The following is a 16891-nucleotide window of genomic DNA, read 5'->3' as shown; positions in this document are numbered from 1 at the left end:
GCTCAGGCCGGGACGGGCACGCCCGTCCCGGCGCGCCCGCGGGGCAGCACGTCGGGCCGGGTGGCCATGATGTGCGCGGCCGCGAGCGCGCCCCACGGGGCGTAGCGCGCCAGCCAGGCGTCGACGTCCGCCTCGGGCACCCGGGCCTGCGGGTCGCCGGTGAGGATCCGCCCGAGCGCCTTGCGCAGGTTCAGGTCGCCCGACGGCGGCCGGTCGGTGCGGCCGAGCGCCTGCGCGGCGACAAGCGCCAGCGTCCACGTGCCGACCTCGGGCAGCCGGCCCAGGCGCAGCAGCAGGCGGTCGCCGTCGCCGTCCTCGGCGATCCGCCCCGCAACGAGCTCGCGCGCCGCCCGGTGGACGACGGCGGCGCGCTTCGGCGCCAGCCCGCAGGCCTCGAGGTGGGCGGGCACGAGCGTGCCGGCCACCGCCGCCGCGTCGGGCGCGTCGCGCAGCAGCGGGTGCGTCGGCCGCTCGGGCCGGCGGACCGCGCCGTGGCGCACGATGATCCGCCGCTGGATCGTGACGGCGTCCTCGTACGCGATGAGCTGCTCGACGACGGCGCAGAGCAGCGCCTCGAACACGCTCGGGCGCCGGGCGGGCATGAGCCACGGGCGGGTGCGGACGGACGCGCCGATGAGCGGATCCTTCGCGTGGGCGCGCACGAAGGCGCGCAGGTCGGCGTCGCAGCCCACGGCGAAGCGCCAGCGGGCCAGGCCCGTCTCCGCCGCGGCGCGGGCCGCGGCGACGCCGCGCTCCCCCACCGCGGTGCGGGAGCCCAGGACGACGGCGCCGTCCCGGCGCTGGGCGGCCCGTAGCAGCAGGTCGTGCCCGTCGACCCGCAGGTAGCGGAAGAGCACCTGCCCGCGCCGGCGGCGCAGCCCGTCCGGCGATCCGCCCGGCAGGCGGAAGGGCCCGGGCGGGACGACCTCGGCGCGGACCTCGAGCGGCGAGGCGTCCATCGGCCCCCTAGTCGCCCAGCAGGTGCACGTCCACGAGGAAGCGGCGCGAGCCGACGACCCCGGGCAGGCGGCGCCGGCGGCGCACGGAGACCTTGCGGCCGACGACGGCCGTGGCGATGGCGCCCGCGACGAAGCCCGTGGTGACGACGGCGGCCGTCTGGGCGGCGACGAGCGCGGCGGGCCGGCCGGCGGGGGCGATGACCGCGTCGCTCGTGGCGTCGACGACCGGCACCTCGGCGGGCAGCGCGACGACCTCGCCGTCGAGCAGCTCGACGTCGTCGGTGTCGGCGGCGGCGGACGCGGGGTCGGGGGACGGCGTCATGACCCGGGCAGGATAGCGCCGGCCGCGGCCGGACCGGGACGGGTGCGCGGATCCCCCGCGCGCCGCCGGCGCGGCGCACGTCGCCCCGCCCCGACCACGGGACGGCGCCGCCGGCGCACGTCCCGCCCGTCCGGCCCGTACCCTGGAGGGTCCGTCATGTCCGAGTCCGCGAGCCCCGCCACCCCCGTCGACGTCTTCGCGAAGGTCCGCGGCCACGAGCGCGCCGAGCAGCTCGCCGCCGCCCGCGCGGGCGGCCTCCTGCCGTACTTCCACGTCCAGGACAGCGCGGCGCTGCCCGTCGTGACGATGGAGGGCGCCGAGCGGATCCAGCTCGGGTCCAACAACTACCTGGGCCTGACCTCGGACCCGCGCGTGCTCGAGGCGGCCCACCGCGCGATCGACGACTTCGGCTCCGGCCTGACCGGCTCGCGCCTGCTGAACGGCACGACGCCGCTGCACCTGGACCTCGAGCGCGAGATCGCCGAATGGATGGGCACGGAGGAGGCCCTCGTCTTCACGACGGGCCACCAGGCGAACGTCGGGACGCTCGGCACGATCCTGGCCCCCGGCGACACGGTCGTCGCCGACTCGGGCGACCACGCGTCGATCCTCGACGGCTGCCTGCTGAGCAAGGCGAAGCTGCGCCCGTTCCGGCACAACAAGCTCGACAAGCTCGAGAAGCAGCTGCAGCGCGCGCAGGGCGACGGCGGCGGCGTGCTCGTCGTCGTCGACGGCGTGTTCTCGATGGAGGGCGACATCGCGCCGCTCGTCGACATCGCCGAGCTGTGCGAGCGCTTCGGCGCGCGGCTGATGGTCGACGAGGCGCACGGCGCGGGCGTCCTGGGCGCGCGCGGCGCGGGGACGAGCGAGCTGCTCGGCGTCGAGGACCGCGTCGACCTGCGGATGGGCACCTTCTCGAAGTCGCTCGCGTCGTGCGGCGGCTTCATCGTCGGCTCGTCCGAGGTCATCGAGTACCTGCGGATCTCGTCCCGCTCCTTCCTCTTCACCGCGTCGGCCGTGCCCGCCGCCGTCGGTGCCGCGCTCGCGGCCCTGCGGATCGTCCGCTCCGACGAGGGCCCGCAGCTGCTGGCGCAGGTGCTCGACAACGCGCGCTACCTGCGGGACGGGCTCGAGGCGCTCGGCTACGCCGTCGTCCAGCCCCAGCCGCTGCCGGGCGGCGGCGACGTCGTCACGCCGATCGTCTCGGTCACCGTGGGCGACGACTGGAAGGCCGCGCTGCTCTGGCGCGCCCTGTACGACGGCGGCGTCTTCGTCAACACCGCGCTGCACCCCGCGGTGCCGCCGTCCGGCGCCGCGCTGCGCACGTCGGTGATGGCCACGCACACGCGCGAGGTCCTCGACCGGGCCATCGACGTCTTCGGCCGGGTCAAGCGCGAGTTCGAGGCCGAGCACGGCGCGCTGCCCGGCCCCGAGCTGCACCGCTAGCGCCGGCGCGCCACGCCGCGGTCCGCCCGCGGCGGCTCCGCGGCCCGGGGAACGCCGTTTTTCCCGCAACGAGCGGCCATCGGGGCGCGTCGGCGTTGACCGTCGCGGCGACCCGCCGTAGGTTCGACGGCGAGCGGTCGGCGGGTCCCCACCGGCCTTCGCGCCGGATCCACCGTGCCCCCGACCGGTGCCTGCCCGGCGCGGTGCTCGACGTCCACAGGCGAACGGGACGACGTCCCGGAGGGAGACGCGCGGATCGTGTTCCAGGCAGTGCAGATCGATCAGGCGACGGCGCGCCCAGCGCGCGAGGACCAGCGACGGGCGGCCCTCGCCCACGCGAACGCGATCCGCAGCGCCCGCGCGGCGCTGCGCCGCGCGATCGGCGACGGGCGGCGGCGCGCGGCGGACGTCGTCGCGGAGTGCCCGCCCGAGGCCGCATCGATGCCCGTCGGCGAGCTGCTCATGGCGCAGCACCGCTGGGGCGAGTCGCGGGCACTGCGCCTGCTCCGACGGATCCCGGTGTCCGAGACCAAGCCGCTCGGCAGCCTGACGCTGCGCCAGCGCGACGCGCTCGTCGAGCTGCTCGGCGGCGTCACCGTCCGCCACCCGCACTGACGCGGCCGCTCAGACGCGGAACGAGAGCCCGCCGCTGCGGCGCCGGAACGCGCGGCGCAGCACGGCGAAGGCCCCGGCGAAGACGACGACGGCCACCGCGATCGCCGCCCAGACCGGCACGTCGACCCCCAGCCCGGCCAGCCCGAAGCCGCCGCCGGCGCCCACCGCGAGCGCGGCGACGCCGGCGAGCAGGGCGCTGTGCGAGCGGTATCCGGCGGCGTGCTCGCGGGCGGCGAGCTCGAGCGACGAGGCCATCACGAGGACCAGGCCGCCGCCGATCAGCGCCGCGTTGCGGGTGACGAGCCCGACGACCGCCAGGACCAGCCCGGCGAGGATGAGCAGCTCCGTCACCGGCACCGGATGCCAGAGGGGCTTCGGGGCCTCCTCGCGCGGGGCCTTGACCGACGGCACGCCACGGGCGGCGGGCGGCGCGGCCGCACCGCCCGCCGCCGCCGGCGGGGGCGCGGCCGGCCGGGCGCCCGCGCCGGGGCGCTTCCGCGAGCGGCGCTTCTTGTGCTTGGGCTGCGGCACGGCGGCGAGGCTACCGGCCCGCGGCGGGCGCGGCGGTGGTCGTGGACGGGCGGGCGCCGTCCCGGGCCAGCAGCGCGGCGGCGTCGCGGGCCAGCTCGCCGGGGTCGGGTCGGCCGGAGACGCGGCGGTCGACGGTGCCGTCCGCGCGCACGAAGAGCGTCAGGGGGCAGACGGCCCCGCCCAGGCGCGACGACAGCGCGCCGTCCACGTCGTAGACGGTGCGCAGGCGCCAGCGGCGGGCGCGGGCGGTGGCCGCGGCGCCGTCGTGGTCGTCGCCCGTCGCGACCGCCAGACCGGTCAGGCCGGGCGTGCGGCCCACGAGCCGGTCGACCGCGTCGACGACGTCCAGGCACTCGTCGACGGGCCGGTACGTGACGACGACGAGCGGCCCGCGGCGCAGCAGCGCGCACGAGGTGACGACGGACGGGTGCCGGATCGAGCACGCGGGCCGGCTGCCCGCCGCGCCCTGGTCGGCCCGCTCCGCCAGGTTGACGAAGTCGTCGCGCAGCTTGGGGGCCGTCGCGAGCGGCGCGGCGAAGACCGGCAGGCGCTCCCCGGGGCGGACCTCGTCGGGGCCCCCGCCGCCGCGGCCCAGCAGGAGCGAGCCGCCGACGAGGACGACGAGCAGCACGCCGACGACCGCCACGAAGCGGGCACCCACGGACCGGGCCGCGTCGCGGGCCTGGGCGCGGACGGGGTCGGCCGGCAGCGGCCGCGGCGCCGGGCCGGCGGCGCCCCGGTCGTCCGTCGCCGACCCGCCCCGGGCGCCGTCCGCCCCGCGCGGAGGGTCGTCCGCGGCGCCGTCCTCGCGGTCCCGCGCCGCGGCGGCGCCCGGCTCGCCGCGGCGCTCGGCGCCGGCGGCGTCCCCGCGCGGGCCGCGGTCCTCCCCCGCGTCGCGCGCGTCCGGCGCGAACGCGAACGGATCGTCCTCGGGCCGCCGACGCTCGTCGCTCACGCCGGCACCTCCTCGCGCGCCGGGCGCTCCGGCGCGGGCCCGACCGTCGCCGTGCCGCCGTCCCGGCGCCGCCCGGCCGCGAGCCCCGCGACGGCCGGCAGCACGACGACGACGGCCAGGACGGCCACGAGCAGGTCGAGCACGGTGATCAGGCCGAACTGGCGCAGGAGCGGGAAGTCGGAGACGGCGAGGACCCCGAACCCGGCGACCGTCGTGGCCGCCGACGCCCCGACGGCCCGCCCGGTCGACGCGGCGGTGCGGGCGAGCGCGACGGCGTCGGGATGCCCGGCGGCGCGCTCCTGCCCGTAGCGCTCGAGCAGCAGGACGCCGAACTCCGTGCCGATCGCGACGATGAGCGTGCCGAGCACGACCGAGAGCGGGTTGAGCGGCAGGCCGAGCGCCCACGTCAGCAGCCCCGACCAGCCGGCCGCCAGGGCGACGGGGAGCACCGGGAGCAGGCCGCGGCGGGCGGATCGCGTGGCGGCGAGCAGCAGCCCGGCGACGAGGACGAGCGTGCCGAGCAGCGTGAGGATGCGGCGGGCCGGCGAGGAGATCGACGCGCTCGCGTCGGCGGCCAGCGTCGGCAGGCCCGTCACGGTGGCGTCGACGCCCGCAGGACGCCCGGCCGCGGCGGCGCGGCGGACGGCGTCGATCGTCGCGCGCTGCCGGTCGAGCGGCCCGACGGGCACGCCGAAGCTCAGCAGGATCGACCGACGGTCGGCCGTGATCGCCGCGCTGGTGAAGTACTCCGGCAGCCCCGCGAGCGCCGTGCGCACCGCGGCGGCGTCGCGCAGTTTCGCCGGGTCCTGCCCGAGCAGCGCGGAGAAGGGCACGCTCAGCGGGCACAGGCGGGCGCGGCCGCGGCAGCCGGTCGCCCGCGCCGCGTCGTAGCCGGCGCCGCGCAGCACGCGGGCGCGGAGCGCGTCGGCCCACGCCAGCACCTCGGGCCGGGCCAGGTCGCGGCCGCGCAGCAGCACCTGCAGCTCGCCGGCCTGGCCGCTCTCGCGCTCGACGGCGCCCAGGTCGCGCACCGCGGGCAGGTCCCGCGGGACCAGCCGCTCGATGCTCGTCTCGACGGGCTCGCGCGCGCCGAGCACGATCCCCGCGACGGCGAGCACCACGCCGACGGCCAGCACGCTGCGGGGCCGCCCGTACGCTCCCGCGACCAGGCGGCGCACCACGGGCCCGGTGCCCAGGCCTCCGGCGGGCAGCGCCGCGGGCGCCACCGGGTCGGCGCGCCGCGGTCCCGTCGCGGCCTCGGCCTCGGGCGTCACCGGCACGGCGGCGGGCCGGGGTGCGCGGCGGGCGTGCAGCACGAGCCCGACGGTGAAGGCGGCCAGGACCGCGAGCGCCACGCCGGCGCCGAGGACGAGCGCGAACCCGCGCACGAGCGGCGTGGGCGACGCGAGCAGCGCGACGAAGCCGACGAGCGTCGCGCCCGCGGCCAGCACGATCGGGCGCCCGCCGCGGGCCACGGCGTCGCGCACGGCCTCGCGTCCGGCGAGCCCCGCGCGACGGGACTCCTCCACGCGCGCGTGCAGCTGCACCCCGTAGTCGACGGCCAGGCCCAGCAGGACCGGGAGCGTCGCGATCGTCCCCAGGTCGGCGGGCAGGCCGAGCAGCCCCATGCCGCCGAAGACGACGGCGACCGTGCCCAGCGCGAGCAGCAGCGGCCCGAGGCGCCGCCGCTCCGGGAACGTCGCCGCCAGGACGAGCGCCATGACGAGCACGCCGACGCCGAGCAGGGCGAGCAGCGCCCGCTCCAGCTCGCCGGCGACCGCGTCGACGAGGACCGGCGAGCCGCTGACGACGTAGGTGCCGCCGTGGGTCAGGCGGAAGTCGGGCAGGGCGACGGCGCGCTGCACGAGCTCGACGGCGCGGCGGCGGTCGGCGTCCGACAGGTCGGCGCGCAGCCGGACGGCGATCAGGCCGGCGTCCGGCGTCGGCAGCACCGCGCGGAACTGGGCGCGGGGCGTCGTGCCGGTCCCCCCGAACACCAGTCGCTGGACGAAGCGCGCGTCGGTGGCCGAGACCCCGGTCGGGTTGATGTCGAACTCGCGCGCGAGCTGGGCGTAGCCGGCGATCCGCGACTGCAGCCGGCGCGACGCGCGCTCCGCCGCGCGGCGCCCCGCGGCTGCGACCTCGGCCGCCGACGCGCCGCGCCGACGCGCGGCCGCCTCGGCGCGCCCCTGCGCCGTCTGGGCGGCCGTCGCGGCCTCTCCCGCCAGCGCCTGCACCTGCTCGTTGACCGCGCCGACGCCCGTGTTGACGAACGTTCCCGGGCCGTAGACGACCTGCGCCGGCGTCAGGTCCCGCAGCGCCTCGCAGGGACCGTCCTCGCCCCCGGGCAGGGTGCCCGCGCTCCGGGGCGCCCGGCCGCCCAGGCAGCCCTCGAGCGCGCCGACGCGCGTCACGTCGTCCGTGAGCACGAGGTCGCGCGCGGACTCGCGCACGAGCACGACGATCGCCTCGTCACCGAACGCGCGCGCCGCCGCGCGGTCGGCGCGGGCGGCGTCCGAGCCGGTGCCGACGACGGTCCGCACGGCGGCGGTCGTCCCGAGCTGCGTCAGCCCGACGACGGCCAGGACGAGGGCGAGCGCCGCGACCGCCAGGACGCGCCGCGGGCGCCGCAGGCAGGCGTCGACGAGGCGGCTCACGGCCGCCGCTCCGCCCGGCCCCCGGCGAGGGCCGGCCGCGCGCTGCGGGCGGCGGCCGGCACCGGGATCAGTTCATGCCCAGCGGCCCGCGCGAGGCGCCCGCCAGGAACTGGTTCACGAACGGGTTCTCCGAGTTGAAGAGGTCCTCGGCGGGACCGGCCTCGACGATGCGCCCGCGCCAGACGACGTTGATGTACTGCGAGACGCGGCGCGCGGTCATGATGTCGTGCGTGATCAGGGTGAAGGCCGGCATGTGCGGCCAGTCCTTCTCCCGCGCCTGCTCCATGGTCTCGGCGTGGATGTCCTTGATCAGCTCGCCGAGCAGGGCGGTGCGGACCGGGTCCAGGCCGGAGTCGGGCTCGTCGAAGAGGACGATCGACGGGTCCAGCACGAGGGCGCGCGCGAAGCCGGCGCGCTTGCGCATGCCGCCCGAGAGCTCGTTGGGGAACTTGTCCCACGCGTCGCCCAGGCCGACCTCGTCCATGCGCCGGTCGACGATGCCCTTGATCTCGTCCTCGGACTTGTCGGTGTGCTGGCGCAGCGGGAACGCGACGTTGTCGTAGATGTTCATGGAGCCGAAGAGCGCGCCGTCCTGGAACAGGACGCCGAACTTCTGGCGCATCGCGAGCAGCTGGTCCAGCGGCATCGACGGGACGGACTCGCCGTGCACGAGGACGTCGCCGTCGTCCGGGTACAGCAGGCCGACCATGTGCTTGATGCAGACCGACTTGCCGGTGCCGGACGGCCCAAGGATCATCGAGATCATGCCCTCGGGCAGGCCCATGTTGAGCCCGCGCAGGATGCGGTTGCGGCCGAACGCCTTGTAGGTCTCGACGAACTCGACCGCGTCCGGGGCGCCGGTCGGGCGGCGCTCGCCGGTGTGCCACTTGTACTCGTCGTCGGGATCGTCGACGGCCGGCTCGCGGACGATCTGCACCGTGCCGCCGCCCGGCGCGCCCTCCTCCTGCTCGTCGGCGCGGGCGCCGCGGCCGCCGGCGGCGACGGGGACGCGGTCCTCGTCGTCGGGCAGGTCCAGCTCGGTCTCGCCCGTGCTGCCCGCGTCCCACTCCTGCTCGTCGACGTGCTCGGGGCGGGCCTCGCCCTCGTGGGGGTCGACGAACAGCCCGGTGTCGTCGGCGACCGGCTCGCGCGGCGCGTCGCCGTTCGGGCCGTCGCCCTGGTCCTTGCGGAAGTCCGGCATGGCTTTCCTAGCCTCCGATCGGAGCTCGCGGATTGGCGCCCCAGAACACCTGCGTCAGCAGCATGGCGATCAGGTGCACCAGCATGAGGTTGACGACCATCGACTTGGCCGTCGCGGTGCCGACGCCGACGGGTCCGCCGCCGGCGTTGTAGCCGTAGTAGCAGCCCACCAGCACGATCGCCGTGGCCATGAGCATGGCCTTGATCATGCTGTACAGCAGGTCGGGTGGGTTCTGGAACATCCAGAAGATGAGCTGGTAGCCGCCCGACGACACGTCGCCGACCTGCACGACGACGGCGAGGTAGCTGGCGAAGAAGCCGGCCCCGATCGCCGAGACGTACAGGAACGGCAGCACGAGCCAGGACGCCAGCAGGCGCGTCGCGCAGAGGAACAGCACGGAGTCGAAGCCCATGACCTCGAGCGCGTCGATCTCCTCCGAGATCCGCATCGATCCGAGCTCGGCGACGATGCCGGTGCCGACCTTCGCGGCCATCATGTAGCCGAAGACGACGGGCACGAGCTCGCGCAGGTCGCACCAGGCGGTGAAGACGCCCGCGTACGCCGGCGAGCCGACGGACCGCGTGAAGTACGCGCCCTCGATGCCGCACTGCAGGCCGATGACGAAGACGAGGCCCCAGATGACGAGCGCGGAGCTCGTGATCAGGACGCCGGCCTGGCGCAGGGTCTCGCCGAGGAACTTGAGGACGCGGAGCGAGTAGACCTGCCCGAGGACCTTCGCCCCGAACTTCGTCATCTCGCCGGTCGCGGCGAGCAGCTCCTTCGGCTGGTCGAGCCAGGCGCTCATCGGGCGCCCCCGCCCCGGGAGAGGTTCACGCGCACGCGAGCGTGGGTCACTTGATCACCAGGATCTCGGGGTTCGTCGCCAGGAGCGTCTGGGTGAAGATGTAGTTGAACGCGAAGACGCCGAGGAACGCGATGACGACCGCTTGGTTCACCGCTCTGCCGACGCCCTCGGCGCCGCCCTTCGCGGTCATCCCCTTGTACGAGCAGACGACGGCGATGATCGCGCCGAACAGCGTGCACTTGACGAACGACCCCCACAGGTCGGTCGTGGAGGCGTTCGCGAAGAACGTCGCCCAGAACGGCCCGAGCGGGGCGCCGTTGACGAGCGTGGCCAGCACGCCGCCGAAGACGCCGAAGATGATCGCGTAGATGTCGAAGAGGCCCGTGACGATCATCAGGGCCAGGAAGCGCGGCACCACCAGGCTCTTGACCGGATCGATGCCGAGCACCTGCAGGGCGTCGAGCTCCTCGCGGATCTTGCGCGCGCCGAGGTCGGCGGTGATCGCGGTGCCCGCCACGCCGGCCAGCACGATCGCGGTGACGGTGGGCGCGAACTCGCGGATCGTCGCCAGGACGAAGAAGCCGCCCAGGCGGTCGAGCGCGCCGAAGAGCACCAGGAAGTTCGCCGCCTGCAGACCCGGGGCGCCGAACGAGATCGCGACCGTCGAGATCAGGAGCGGGAACCAGCAGAGCCGGAGCGCGAAGAGGAACTGGTGGACGAACTCGTCGCCGTAGGAGTACGGGGGCCGGACGGCGGAGACGATCGTCTTCCCCGTGAGGATCATCATGTCGCCGACCTCCTCCAGTGCCCCCTTGGCGGGGTCGAAGATGCGATCGGAGACGGTGCGAACCATGGGCGTCGGTAGGCCGGCCGGGTGGGGTCTCGGCAGGACCGGGCAAGCCTACGCGAAGAGTCCCGTGTGTGCCACCGACCACACGAATCCGGCTTGGACACTGGGCTTACGGCGTCCGGGCACCTCGCGACCACCGGTAGGTTTGGTTCTCGTTGGGAACGCGTACGCCGTCCAGTCGTCCCGCACGGCGCGTCTCCGATTCGCGGTCGGCGCCGGGACGCTGTGTTAGCCTGCCCGCGCGATGACGCCGTCCTCTCCCCTGCGCCCCCTGACGGGCGCCTGCCTCGCGGCCCTCGCGGCCGGCGGCGCCCTGGCCCTGTCCGCCTGCGGCGGGGACAGCGAGGCGAAGGTCGTCGACGCGTCGAAGGGCCGGCCCTTCCAGGTCTCGGCGATCGCCTCGTTCGACCGCAGCCAGTCGCTCGCGCGCACGGAGACGCTGACGATCCGCGTGACGAACGAGGAGCGCGGCCGCGCGCTGCCGAACGTCGCGGTCGTCCTGGACGGCCTGACGCGCGACATCTCGAGCGACGACGACGGGGCCGGGCGCGTGTCCGACCCGCGACGCCCGCTCTGGATCGTGGACGAGCCGCCGAAGGGCGGGACGACGGCCTACGTCGGCACCTGGGCCCTCGGCCGGCTCGAGGCGGGCCAGCAGAAGGTCTTCCGCTGGAAGCTGACGCCGGTCGTCGCGGGAAAGCACCGCCTGCGCTGGCGCGTGGCCGGCGGCCTCGACGTCGACGCGCCCGTGCGCGCGTCGGGCGGGCCCGCCAAGGGCCGCTTCGACGTCGTCGTCGGCGACTGAGCCCGCGCCGTCCGCGGCCCGGCCCCGGGGCCGACCGCCGGTCGCCCCGCACGCGACGCGCCCCGCCGCGCGCGTTCGCCCGGGCCCCGGGAACGACGACGGGCGCCGCCGGTCCGAGGACCGACGACGCCCGGGGACGTCCTGCGGAGGAGGCGGCCGCTCAGCGCGGGGGCAGGTCCTCCGGCGAGTGCGCCTGCAGCGTCTCGCTGCCGGCCTCGCCCGTGCGGATGCGGTACGACTCGTCGACCGGCACGAGGAACACCTTGCCGTCGCCCACCGCGCCCGTGCGGGCGTGCTTGAGGATCGAGTCGACGATCGTCTGCACGTCCGCGTCGTCGACGACGCACTCGATCTTGAGCTTCGGGCGCAGGTAGTTCGTCAGCTCGGCGCCCCGGTACTTCTCCGTGATGCCCTTCTGGCGCCCGGAGCCCTTGACCTCGGTCACCGACAGGCTCGGGAAGCCGAGCTCGAGGAGCTCACCACGGATGGGCTCGAAGGCCTCGTGGCGGACGTACGCGACGACCATCTTCATGCGGGGATCTCCTTGCTGGGACTGCTCGGCGTGGTGAACCCGATGGACGGCGTGGCGGCGTTCGCGGCACCCACGAGCTCGGCCTCCGGGATGAACTGCTCAGGGTAGCCGTACATGCCGTGCTCGGAGATGTCGAGGCCGGCACGCTCCTCCTCCTCGCTGACGCGCAGCCCGATCGTCTTCTTGATGAGCCAGAAGACGAGGAACGACGCGGCGAAGACGAAGACGAAGGTGATCACCACGACGACCGCCTGGACGAGCAGCTGGTCGATCCCGCCGCCGGTGAACAGGCCGCCGTTCGGGTTGCCGCCCAGCGCGTTGTACTTCGCGAGCTCGGGCGACAGGAAGAGGCCGACGGAGAGCGTGCCCCAGATGCCGGCCAGGCCGTGGGCCGAGGTGGCGCCGACCGGGTCATCGATGCCGATGCGGTCGATGAAGAGGACGCCGAAGACGACGATCAGGCCGCCGACGAAGCCGATGATCGGCGCCGCCCACATCTCGACGTAGCCCGCCGGGGCGGTGATGGCGACGAGGCCGGCGATGGCGCCGTTGCCGAGCATGCCGACGTCGAAGGACTTCGTCTTGAACCACATCGCCAGGCCGGCGCCCGCGACGCCGAAGGCGGCGGACAGGTTGGTGACGGCGATGACGTGGGCGAAGAAGCCCGAGTCCGTGTTGAGCGAGGAGACGCCATTGAAGCCGAACCAGCCGAGCCACAGGACGATCACGCCGATGCCGAAGATCGGCATGGAGTGGCCCGGGATGGCGCGCGGCTTGCCGTCCTTGTCGTACTTGCCCAGGCGGGGCCCGAGGACGATCGCGGCGGCCAGGGCGGCGGTCGCGCCGCACAGGTGGACGACGCCGGAGCCGGCGTAGTCGAGGGCGCCCGCAGCGTCGCCGATCGTGATGCCGTTGTCGCCGCCGAAGAAGCCCATGCCCGACCACGTCGCGTGGGCGACGAGCGGGTAGATCACGGCGATGAAGACGACGCCGAAGATCGGGTAGGCGATGAACTTGATCCGCTCGAGGGTCGAGCCCCAGACGATCGCCAGCGCGACGGCCGCGAACGTGAACTGGAAGAAGAAGAACGCGAAGCCGTCCGCGCCGCCCGTGGCGGTCGGGGCCCCGTCGGTGAACGCCATCTTGTAGAAGGCGTCGCCCCCGCCGCCGATCAGCTTCGTGCCGTCGGCGCCGAACGCGACGGCGTAGCCGATGGCCCACCAGACGATCGCGGCCACGGCGATGTTCACGAAGATCTTCGCGATGCCGGCGCCGACGTTCTTGCCACGCGAGAAGCCGACCTCGAGGCCGAGGAACCCGACCTGCATGAAGAAGACGAGGCAGGCGCCGAGGATGAGCCAGACGGCGTTGAGCTCGTTGGCGATCCGCAGCAGGTCGCCGCCGATCTGGCCGGGCTCGTTGCCCGTGTTGCCCTTGTAGCCGCCGTCGGGGACGTAGATCGCGAGCGACATCGCCGGCACGGCGATCGACGACGAGATGACCGACAGCACCGCGGCGATGCCGAGCTTCTTGCGCGACGGCATCGACCACCGGGGGCCGGTGCGCACCGGGGCGCTTGAATGGGCGGGAGCACCGGCCGCGTCCGGCGCGGCGTGCCTCCGTAGGGTCCAGGACATCCGTGTTCCTCCTTGGTGGACGGCCTGAAGCGTCCCGCCCCCGGGGCCCACCGCCGCTGGACCGATGGCGAAACCGGGGATGTGCAGATGCTCCACATCGGCGCCCCCCATCCGCCGTGGCGGGCGGCCGAACCGCCCCCTTGTACATCGGGATAAGGTCTGGTGCGGCCAATGGGACCTAGTGTCACCGCTGGTCAGCTTGCGCGGTCGAGGGATTCCCGCGCGGGCGCCGGTCACCGATCCCGAGGAGCACTCGCACCCCATGACCCATTCCCGCCAGAGGAACGTCTCCGCCGCCCGGTGGAGCGCCGACGACGTCGCACTCGGCATCGACGACCTCACCCGCCCGCAGAACCAGGTCTTCGGGGTCGACGTCTTCAGCCCGGCGGTGCAGCGTCAGCGGCTGCCGAAGGACGTGTACAAGCGCCTGCAGCGCACGCTCGAGCGCGGCGAGGCCCTGGACGTGACCCTGGCGGACGCCGTCGCCTCGGCGATGCGCGACTGGGCGCTGGAGAAGGGGGCCAGCCACTACACGCACTGGTTCCAGCCGCTCACCGGCTCCACGGCCGAGAAGCACGACTCGTTCTTCGGCCCCACCGGCGACGGCGGCGCCATCGCCGAGTTCTCCGGCAAGGAGCTGATCCAGGGCGAGCCGGACGCGTCCTCGTTCCCGTCGGGCGGCATCCGCGCGACGTTCGAGGCCCGCGGCTACACCGCCTGGGACCCGACGTCGCCGGCGTTCATCCTCGAGAACCCGAACGGCGCGCTGCTGTGCATCCCCACGGCGTTCACGTCGTGGACGGGCGAGGCGCTCGACACGAAGATCCCGCTGCTGCGCTCGATGGACGTGCTCTCGCGCTCCGCGATCCGCGCCCTGCGCCTGCTGGGCGACGAGGACCCGCAGCGCGTCTTCACGACGATCGGCGCCGAGCAGGAGTACTTCCTGATCGACGAGCAGTACTACTACGAGCGCCCCGACCTGCAGATCACGGGCCGCACCCTCTTCGGCTCGCAGCCGCCGAAGGGCCACGAGCTGGACGACCACTACTTCGGGGCGATCCCCGAGCGCGTGCTCGCGTACATGATGGACACGGAGCGCCAGCTCCAGCGTCTCGGCGTGCCGGTGAAGACCCGGCACAACGAGGTCGCGCCCGGCCAGTACGAGCTCGCGCCGCTGTTCGAGACGTCGAACGTCGCCGCCGACCACCAGCACCTCGTGATGCAGGTGCTCGAGCAGACCGCTCCGAAGTACGGCCTGGTCTGCCTGCTGCACGAGAAGCCGTTCGCCGGCGTCAACGGCTCGGGCAAGCACAACAACTGGTCCATGGGCACCGACCTGGGCGGCAACCTGCTCGACCCGGGCGACACGCCGCACTCCAACCTGGTCTTCCTGTTCTTCTGCTCCGCGGTCATCAAGGCCGTCAACGAGCACCAGGGCCTGCTGCGCGCCACCGCCGCGAACGTCGGCCAGGACCACCGCCTGGGCGCCAACGAGGCGCCGCCGGCGATCATGTCGATCTTCCTGGGCTCCGAGCTCGAGGCCGTCTTCGACGCCATCGAGGCGGGCGAGGGCGATCCGTCGGCCCCCGGCTCGTTCCTCGGCCTGGGCACCCCGGTCCTGCCGCCGCTGCCGCGCCACTCCGGCGACCGCAACCGCACCTCGCCGTTCGCGTTCACGGGCAACAAGTTCGAGTTCCGCGCCCTCGGCTCGAGCCAGTCGCTCGGCCTGACGAACACGGTGCTCAACACGATCGCCGCCGAGGCCATCGACGCGCTCGCCGACGAGCTCGAGAAGAAGCTCGACGCCGGCACGGAGCTCGCCGCGGGCGTCACCGAGGTCACGTCCGAGACGTACAAGGCCAACAAGCGGGTCGTCTTCGGCGGCGACGGCTACTCCCAGGAGTGGGCGGACGAGGCGGCCGAGCGCGGCCTGCTGAACCTGCGCAACACGCCGGACGCCCTGCCCGAGATCGTCACGCCGAAGTCGATCGCGCTGTTCGAGAAGTACGAGGTGCTCTCGGAGCGCGAGGTCGAGGCGCGCTACGAGGTCCTCCTCGAGCAGTACGGCGTGAAGCTGAACATCGAGGCCGAGACGGCCGCGCACATCGCGCGCACGCTGATCCTGCCCGCCGCCGTCAGCCAGCTGAAGGTGCTGCAGGAGACGGGCCTGGACGCCCAGGCCGCCGAGACGAAGGGCCTGGTCGACGAGTTCTACGAGCGCGTCCTCAAGCTCGAGGAGCTCAACCGCAAGCCGGGCGAGTTCTCCGACATGGAGCACGTGCGCTTCCAGCGCGACGAGGTCATCCCGGCCATGGACGCGGTCCGCGAGACCGCCGACCGGCTCGAGCGGATCATCGCCGACGACCTGTGGCCGCTGCCGCACTACTCGGAGATGCTCTTCATCAAGTAGCCCGGACGCGGCCCCGCGCCGCGCCCCGCAGGACCCGGAGCCCCCGCGTGCGCGGGGGCTCCGCCGTTGGGAGGGCCATCGCCTGCGATCCGGGCGTACGACGCACGCCATTGGCGTAATCCTGATCTGGTATCTGGTAATTTGCGCGCATGGACCCTCTGCACCTCCGCGTCCTGCGCGAAGTCGCCCGGCGCGGGACCATCGCGGCGGCGGCGGACGCCCTCGGCTACACGCCGCCGGCCGTCTCGCGACACCTGAGCCTGCTCGAGCGCGACGCCGGTCGCGCGCTGCTGGAGCGCACGCCGCGCGGGGCCCGGCTGACGGACGCCGGCGTCGCGCTGCTGGCCCACGCGGAGCGGATCCTCGAGCAGATCGAGGCCGCGCGGGCCGAGATGGCCCTCCTGTCCGCCCCGGTCGAGGAGACGGTCCGCGTGGCGGCGTTCCGCGGGGCGATCCTGACGTACGTCCCGCAGGCCGCGCGCGAGCTGCGGCGCGGCGGCGACGACGTCGACGTCGCCTTCGAGGTGTGCGACGCCGGGCCGGCCGCCGACCTGGTGCGCCGCGGCGGCGCGTCCATCGCCGTGCTCAACCGCGCCGCGCTGCCGCTGGACGTCGCCGACCTGGACGTGCGGCCCCTCCTCGAGGACGAGGTCGTCTGCGTCCTGCCCGCGGACCACCCGCTCGCCGGCGAGGAGCGGATCCCGCTCGAGCGGCTGGCCGACGAGACCTGGATCCTCGGCGACCGGCCCGGGTGCCCGATGGACGCGCTGTTCCTGCGCGCGTGCCGCCGGGAGGGCTTCGCGCCCGACCGCCGCTACGTCGCCGACGACAACGAGGTCGGTCTGGGCCTCGTCGCGGCCAGCCGGGCGCTCAGCATCGCGCCCCGCCTGTCGGTGGCGGACCCGCCGCCCGGCTTCGACGTCGTGCGGCGCCCCTTCGCGCGGCCGCTGCCGATCCAGGTCGTCAGCGTCACCCACGTGCGGGCCCCCTCCACGCCGGCGCGGACCCGCGTGCGCGCGGCCCTGCACGCCGCCGCGGACCGCTACGCCGCGGACCGCCCGCCCGTGCCGGCCGCCGGAGGCGCGGACGAGCGCGCCGTCGTCGCGGCGGCCCCGGGGGTCGGCGCGGCCGTGGCGCCGGTCGCCGCCGTGGCCGCCTGACGCGGC

Annotated in this window: 15 protein-coding genes; 5 read left to right on the top strand and 10 right to left on the bottom strand. The window is 74.9% G+C overall.

The window, feature by feature from the left end; genetic code table 11:
- Positions 1-2: 2 nt before the first annotated feature.
- Positions 3-959 (bottom strand): hypothetical protein, encoded by a 957-nt coding sequence (locus tag J3P29_RS06225; RefSeq protein ID WP_210492163.1) that lies wholly within the window; start codon positions 957-959, stop codon positions 3-5.
- Positions 960-966: 7 nt separating this feature from the next.
- Positions 967-1281, bottom strand: coding sequence for a hypothetical protein (locus J3P29_RS06220; protein ID WP_210492162.1), 315 nt, complete (start codon positions 1279-1281; stop codon positions 967-969).
- A 156-nt stretch (positions 1282-1437) separates the two neighbouring features.
- Here J3P29_RS06220 and J3P29_RS06215 point away from each other — a divergent pair, with 156 nt between their 5' ends.
- On the top strand, positions 1438-2727 hold the full coding sequence (locus tag J3P29_RS06215; RefSeq protein ID WP_210492161.1) for an aminotransferase class I/II-fold pyridoxal phosphate-dependent enzyme: 1290 nt from the start codon (positions 1438-1440) through the stop codon (positions 2725-2727).
- 270 nt (positions 2728-2997) lie between these two features.
- Positions 2998-3342, top strand: a complete 345-nt coding sequence (locus J3P29_RS06210; protein WP_210492160.1) for a hypothetical protein — start codon at positions 2998-3000, stop codon at positions 3340-3342.
- Positions 3343-3351: 9 nt separating this feature from the next.
- On the opposite strand, the gene J3P29_RS06205 is transcribed toward J3P29_RS06210, so the two are convergent.
- From J3P29_RS06205 to J3P29_RS06180, 6 genes are all read right to left on the bottom strand, one after another.
- Positions 3352-3873, bottom strand: a complete 522-nt coding sequence (locus J3P29_RS06205; protein WP_210492159.1) for a hypothetical protein — start codon at positions 3871-3873, stop codon at positions 3352-3354.
- 10 nt (positions 3874-3883) lie between these two features.
- Complete coding sequence (locus tag J3P29_RS06200) at positions 3884-4828, bottom strand: hypothetical protein (RefSeq protein WP_210492158.1); 945 nt, start codon at positions 4826-4828, stop codon at positions 3884-3886.
- Complete coding sequence (locus tag J3P29_RS06195; RefSeq protein ID WP_210492157.1) at positions 4825-7485, bottom strand: MMPL family transporter; 2661 nt, start codon at positions 7483-7485, stop codon at positions 4825-4827. The genes J3P29_RS06200 and J3P29_RS06195 overlap by 4 nt, the downstream gene beginning before the upstream one ends.
- Before the next feature lie 67 nt (positions 7486-7552).
- On the bottom strand, positions 7553-8686 hold the full coding sequence (locus tag J3P29_RS06190; RefSeq protein ID WP_210492156.1) for an ATP-binding cassette domain-containing protein: 1134 nt from the start codon (positions 8684-8686) through the stop codon (positions 7553-7555).
- 7 nt (positions 8687-8693) lie between these two features.
- Positions 8694-9491 carry an ABC transporter permease gene (locus J3P29_RS06185; protein ID WP_210492155.1) on the bottom strand — a complete coding sequence of 266 codons (798 nt, stop codon included), beginning with the start codon at positions 9489-9491 and terminating at the stop codon, positions 8694-8696.
- A gap of 46 nt (positions 9492-9537) precedes the next feature.
- Positions 9538-10278, bottom strand: coding sequence for an ABC transporter permease (locus J3P29_RS06180; protein WP_210493006.1), 741 nt, complete (start codon positions 10276-10278; stop codon positions 9538-9540).
- Between the two features lie 307 nt (positions 10279-10585).
- Here J3P29_RS06180 and J3P29_RS06175 point away from each other — a divergent pair, with 307 nt between their 5' ends.
- Positions 10586-11146, top strand: a complete 561-nt coding sequence (locus J3P29_RS06175) for a hypothetical protein (RefSeq protein WP_210492154.1) — start codon at positions 10586-10588, stop codon at positions 11144-11146.
- Between the two features lie 160 nt (positions 11147-11306).
- Here J3P29_RS06175 and J3P29_RS06170 read toward each other — a convergent pair whose 3' ends face one another.
- Both J3P29_RS06170 and J3P29_RS06165 read right to left on the bottom strand, forming a co-directional pair.
- A complete protein-coding gene (locus tag J3P29_RS06170; protein WP_210492153.1) occupies positions 11307-11678 on the bottom strand; it encodes a P-II family nitrogen regulator in 372 nt (123 codons plus the stop codon).
- Positions 11675-13246 carry an ammonium transporter gene (locus J3P29_RS06165; protein WP_349239771.1) on the bottom strand — a complete coding sequence of 524 codons (1572 nt, stop codon included), beginning with the start codon at positions 13244-13246 and terminating at the stop codon, positions 11675-11677. The genes J3P29_RS06170 and J3P29_RS06165 overlap by 4 nt, the downstream gene beginning before the upstream one ends.
- Positions 13247-13577: 331 nt before the next feature.
- Between J3P29_RS06165 and J3P29_RS06160 the strand changes: the two genes are divergently transcribed.
- Positions 13578-15725, top strand: coding sequence for a glutamine synthetase III (locus tag J3P29_RS06160; RefSeq protein WP_210492152.1), 2148 nt, complete (start codon positions 13578-13580; stop codon positions 15723-15725).
- A 149-nt stretch (positions 15726-15874) separates the two neighbouring features.
- A complete protein-coding gene (locus J3P29_RS06155) occupies positions 15875-16885 on the top strand; it encodes a LysR family transcriptional regulator (RefSeq protein WP_210492151.1) in 1011 nt (336 codons plus the stop codon).
- The last annotated feature ends 6 nt before the right edge of the window (positions 16886-16891 follow it).

Source organism: Patulibacter sp. SYSU D01012 (assembly GCF_017916475.1).
Taxonomy (GTDB): domain Bacteria; phylum Actinomycetota; class Thermoleophilia; order Solirubrobacterales; family Solirubrobacteraceae; genus Patulibacter.
This window is presented reverse-complemented; position numbering and strand designations above follow the sequence as displayed.